The following is a 4,307-nucleotide window of genomic DNA, read 5'->3' on the forward strand; positions in this document are numbered from 1 at the left end:
GTACAATTTTCCAAAAAAAAAGCCCAAACACCAATTTCTTTTTTCCGTGACTTAGGGTCTGGGGGTAAGTTGGTTTTATTGTTGTCTTTCTTTGTTTTCTTTTCTTTACTTGTTTGTGCTGGACTTCTTTTTTGGGCTCAGAGGAGAGAAGAGGGTTTAGAAATTTCTCTTCGTGACTTAGCCAGGAAAGATTCAGTTGAGGAGCTTACTCCCCAAGAAGCTTTTGAAACAGCAGAACTGGGGCAAGAAGCAGGAATCTCGGAAGACGGCTGTCCCCAACAAGTATTTGAGGCAACAGTTACGGGAAGAAATCAGGAGGAGTGGCTATTTACATTAGTAGGTAAAGATGTTGAGGTTTCAGTGCAATGTTCTCCAGATTTTAATTCGTCAATTGGAGACAGGGTACTTGTGCGTCTAGAAATGTGTCAAGCAACTCCTTTTGCTGACTGTTTTTCTTATATTAAGCAGTCTTCAGAAAGCGGTAATGTGAGAGATTATGTTAGCTATTACACCGCAAGCTATCCTGCTGATAATGTGCAGCGGTCTGGGGGTTTCTATTCACCTGGGCTGGCTGATATGAGCAAGGACAATCCCCAACTTTTTCTTGAGGGTGAACTAGTGGGAGTGGGAAACGAGGGGGTTTTTGTCCAGACTGGTTACGGTGTAGTAAAACTTTCTATTGGGCGTATTTTTACCCAAGCAATTGGAGAGGAAGAGGTAGTTGAGCATAATTTGGAAGCTGCCCAAAATTTTGTTGGAAGCAATATTGTTGTTTGGGTTAGTTTGGAAAAGGATGGAAGTCTGAGCGTTGAGAAGTTCGCTGTTTCTAGATAATTATGTAGAGTTATGACTAATTTTATTTTTAAAAAGATTTTGAGACAAAGCCTTAAAGTACTTGTTGGTTCCGGCGTTTTGTTTATTATTGCTTTAGTTTCTGTGCCAGATGTAGAAGCAATGTGTGATCCTGTGGGTGAGCCTTGTAGTGTTTTGGAATGTGCTTCGCCATGTCCGGGTTATCCAGGTTCTTTTTGCCAATACTGTTATAGCACAGGTACTTGTGTTGAAAATGAAGATGGGACTACCGGTTGTGATATTGAATATGACTGTAATGCTTGGGAGGAGGATTGTAAGGACGGTTGCCCTTGCAGTGGTCCCTCTGATGATGGTTGTGATGAAAAAGACCCTAAGGCACCTGTGTGTAATTGTGCGAGTTGTTTTCCGGGAATGAATAGTACAATTAAAAGTTACGTTGTCAATTTTGAATGGCAGGCAACTACAGATTGGGGCGAGGGTTGTCCGAACGATAATAAGTATAAGGTTTATTTGCGGGAAGCGGGTTCCGGTACTTGGAGCGGTACTAAGGTTTGTGAGGTTGGGGAGGATACAACATCATGTTCTTTTAACCTGTGTAACCGCTACGGAGGTGACTGCAGTCAGGCTTTGGGCAAGAGTTACGAGTGGAAAGTAAGGGCAGACAACGGTCCACGTGATGCTGATTCTGGTACTTGTTCCTTTTCTGTTGCTGACGACACAGTTGCTCCTACGGGGGATTTGGATGTACCCGAAAAGGTTTGTCCATTTTTAGATAGCGAGGTGACCACAGCATTTTCGGGGGATACTTATCCCAATGTTGCAGAGTTGGTGGCGTCAAATATTATCGATCATCCTGGTGATGATGCTTGGGGTACTAGTGTTATCTTCTTCTTTGTGGTGATGGATGATTTGAATCATGATCGTGTGGGGGATGATGTGGAAGAGGATGGTTGGGGGCAATTTGACTGGTGGCCGCAAACTGGAGACCCAGACTACGGCACTTATTTTTTCGGATGGGAAAATGTGGATCCGCCTGCGAAAGGTCCCATTTCTCATTCTGTGGTTTGGGATAATTCTACTACTTTTGGGGGAAGCCCACGGCACTTAAATGATTTGGAACCAGGTTCTACTTATAGTGTTAGATTACATTTACGTGATAAGGCAGGTAATATAAATGGATCTGCGGATGCGGGAATAATAGAAATTGCTTGCCCTGGGTTTATCCAGGGGTATGTGTGGGAAGAATTGATTGGTGCTGGTTATAGTCTAGGGGTTCGTGATGCTGGTGAAAATATATCAGGTAGCGCTGCACTGACACTACAGAATCTTGTTGGTCAGGAAGAGGTGTTGGATCCTCTTGGGTTTAATGTTGCTGTGGAAGAGAGTTTGGAAAGTGATGAATACAGAATTAAAGTTGAGCCAAGTACCTGTTTTTGCCCTGTTTCTGGTTACAATAAATACTGGAATAATTCTCCTGATCCTTATACAGGTTCCGGTATTTCTTATGATGAACCTTATGATGATCTTTTCTATGCAAATTTAGGAAGTGTTGCTTCGATGGAAACCAAATATGCGTGGCTAGGAGTTCAGCACGCAGATTTTTCTGTTAACCTTCCTACTGGACCTCTTATGCTGGACCCCGGCTTTGAAACTACAGAAGTTATGGTTACCACCAGGGTTTTGGGTGACTGCTGGGCGCCGGATACAGCAGAGGTAGAGTTTAGCACAGCTACTTCTGGGGTTTCGGGAGGACCTGGCGTTAGCTTGGTAGGGTTTGCTTCAGATGCTACTGGCTGTAACGCACCTAGCTCGACAATTAGGCTTGACCCAGAGAGTGATACAGAAAACGCAGGTTGGGCGTGCCTAAATGTTGATGAGAGTTCTGTTGATTACGATGAAACTTATACTCTTACTGTTACAGGAACAGGTACAGAACCTTGTTTAGGTTCTCATTCTGATAGTGTTAATTTTAATGTAGAGCTTTTAACATGGTTCCAAACAGAGGGTGGTAATGTTTATAGCAAGAGGGGGATTTTTTCTTACATTCCGGAAAAAGCAAATCTGTTTCGAGAAGACCCTCCAGACCGCTTTTTAGCTGCACCATATTTTTCTTTGCCCTACAGTTCGGCAGGACTTGTCATCTCCTCTAGCGGTCCGCATTCTTGGGGTGAGGGTCGTGCCTACGATTTAGGGGGGGATAGTGGTTGGGAAGTGAAAGACTATGGTGAGTTAAAGTTTTATGATTCTGCTAATGCTAGGTATGACTACGATTACTATTATTTTGATAATATGTTTGGTTCTAAAACTGCTGATTGTGGTTCTGGAGTAATGGGTGATGGTGGAGTAGGAGGTTGTACCACCGTTTCAAGCGGCAGTCTTTTGAAGGTAGCCGGTGACTTAGTGGTTAATAATGATAATGGTTTTGATGATAAGGCAGCGGCAGTGATTGTAAATGGGGATGTTCTTTTTACTGGAGACTTTGCGCCAGATGGTTCTTATGCATTTGTAAGTAGTGGTAGTATTAGAGTACAAGCAGGCGTGGAAAATGTAAGAGCGTTTTTGGTAGCGGATCAGAGTATTTATGATTACAACGAAGATACAGACGACAGGGAAGAGTTTGAAAATCAAGAAGCGGGGTTGTGGTTGCGCGGCTCAGCTATAGCCTTTGGTTACGACAATGATGAAGCTTTAGTGTTACGTCGGACACGAATTGGAGAAGATGAAATTGAGGATACTGCTGACGATGATTTAGAACCTGCTAATTACTTTTCTTGGGATCCAGAACTTATTATCGACCTTACCCAACTTTTGGGTAGAGATCGTGTTACTTGGCGAGAGCTGAATTAAGGTTTGGACTAATTTTTATTTGATAGTTACTGTAGTTCCGTTTACGCCTTGAAGAATGTTTGCTCCTCCAGCTTCCAGTACTTTCGAGCCAGATTTAATTAAGTTCAAGTTAGTGTTGCCAGTTTTTTTGGGAATGAAAACTATGCTTCCTAAAGTTCCTGATCCTTGAAAGTTTCCTTGTGCTGCAATTTCAATTTGTCCTTTTCCAGTTTCTATATTTCTTTTTTCGTAACTTCCAAGTATTGGTCCTTTTTTAATTTCCACCACATCTAACATTTTGGGATCGTAATTGATAACAGCATGAGCCTCTTTCACTTCTTGTTCTGGAGAAGCTAGTGTTATGGTAATTTCAAATTGGGAATCAAGGTTTGTTTCTAATTTGGCAGGCCAAAGATAAATTACAGCGCTCTCCTCTTGACCTGCTTTTGTGAGTGTTTGTAGTGATTCGGGTTGTGTAGACAAGTAAACTGCAGTGGGAATAGTGAGAAAAAGTATAAAAACACCAATTGCAATTGGAAGATCTTTTAATTTCATATCTTCTTAGACTTACGCTAGCATGTGCTATAATTGATGTCAAGTTAAGCCAAGCTAAGCTTGTACGTATGTAGGCAAAGAAGAAAAGGAGAAGGAAAGAGGAAATGAGAAAT

Annotated in this window: 3 protein-coding genes; 2 read left to right on the forward strand and 1 reads right to left on the reverse strand. The window is 42.2% G+C overall.

The window, feature by feature from the left end; all coding sequences use genetic code 11:
* Both U9M98_00885 and U9M98_00890 read left to right on the forward strand, forming a co-directional pair.
* On the forward strand, window positions 1–834 hold an 834-nt coding region (locus U9M98_00885; GenBank protein ID MEA2020274.1), incomplete at its 5' end, for a hypothetical protein.
* Window positions 835–846: 12 nt separating this feature from the next.
* The gene (locus U9M98_00890) at window positions 847–3,660 is read left to right on the forward strand and encodes a hypothetical protein (protein ID MEA2020275.1); all 2,814 of its coding nucleotides are present in this window, start codon (window positions 847–849) and stop codon (window positions 3,658–3,660) included.
* Window positions 3,661–3,675: 15 nt separating this feature from the next.
* Here the strand turns inward: U9M98_00890 and U9M98_00895 are convergent, their stop codons facing one another.
* Entirely contained in the window at window positions 3,676–4,194 is a 519-nt protein-coding gene (locus U9M98_00895; GenBank protein ID MEA2020276.1) for a cohesin domain-containing protein, read from the reverse strand.
* Window positions 4,195–4,307: the final 113 nt, after the last annotated feature.

The sequence above is a fragment of the Patescibacteria group bacterium genome, from assembly GCA_034659915.1.
Lineage (GTDB): Bacteria > Patescibacteriota > WWE3 > JAUXAW01 > JAYEID01 > JAYEID01.

What these genes read in the sequence shown, in the direction of transcription:
- U9M98_00890 (MEA2020275.1), top strand. Translation starts at nt 847, where the DNA reads ATGACTAATTTTATTTTTAAAAAGATTTTGAGACAAAGCCTTAAAGTA.
- U9M98_00895 (MEA2020276.1), bottom strand. Translation starts at nt 4,194, where the DNA reads ATGAAATTAAAAGATCTTCCAATTGCAATTGGTGTTTTTATACTTTTT.